Source organism: Actinocrinis puniceicyclus (assembly GCF_018283645.1).
Taxonomy (GTDB): domain Bacteria; phylum Actinomycetota; class Actinomycetes; order Streptomycetales; family Catenulisporaceae; genus Actinocrinis; species Actinocrinis puniceicyclus.
In genome coordinates this window covers 1-715 of the sequence record NZ_JAGSXH010000359.1, presented here as the reverse complement: position 1 = coordinate 715, position 715 = coordinate 1, and the positions used below count along the sequence as shown (strand labels likewise).

The 715-nt window shown below is 68.7% G+C and carries 1 protein-coding gene; it reads right to left on the bottom strand.

Features of this window, described 5'->3' with window-relative positions:
• Positions 1-95 precede the first annotated feature (95 nt).
• A complete protein-coding gene (locus KGA66_RS29275; protein WP_438822090.1) occupies positions 96-647 on the bottom strand; it encodes an IS3 family transposase in 552 nt (183 codons plus the stop codon).
• Positions 648-715 lie beyond the last annotated feature (68 nt).

Below are 715 nucleotides of genomic sequence, written 5' to 3'. Positions count from 1 at the left end.
GCCTACACCCCCACCCCCTACCCCTCACTCAGGCTCATCACCTGCGGCGGCGCCTACAACCAGGCCACCCACGAATACCTCGCCGACACCATCGTCTACGCCCACCTCACCGCACGACACCCCGGCTGAACCGCCCGCCGACACCGACGGCCGAGGGCGCCGACAACGGCGGGGCGGGGCTGCGACAAGCCGCGCCTGAGGGGATAGTCCAAGGTTTGCACATCGCCGACCGCACACCGGGGGCCAGGCGCCACCGCGGTGAAGTCGCGCTCCAGCAGGTCCGTTACCGAGGAAGCGGCGGGTTCCGGGATGGTGGTGCGCACCTTTTTGCGCAGGTGCAGCCCGGCGATGCCGAGCCGGCGCATCAGGCGGCCCACCCGCTTGTGGTTGACCGCCCAGCCCGTCGCGGCCAGTTCGGCGGTAGCTCCGCGGGCGCCCGTAGGTGCCGTCGGAGTCGGCGTGTATACGTGCGATGTGCGCGCATTTCGCGGTCGGCGCGCTCGCGCTCGGTCCGGGCGTCGGTGGCCGAGCGCCACCAGTAGAACCGGAGCGGGAGACCACCACGATCCGGCACAGTCGCTTGACGCCCTAGGCCGTGTTTTGAAATGTGACCAGTGCTTGATAATTCTTGGCTTCGCGTTGATCATCCCGGGCAGAGGGATTGGAGCCAGATACGGGTGCTGACCAGGGCGATTCCGCCTTCGAACATGGCGGG

Coding starts and splice junctions, on each gene's coding strand:
- KGA66_RS29275 (WP_438822090.1), bottom strand. CDS start 647: ATGATCAACGCGAAGCCAAGAATTATCAAGCACTGGTCACATTTCAAA.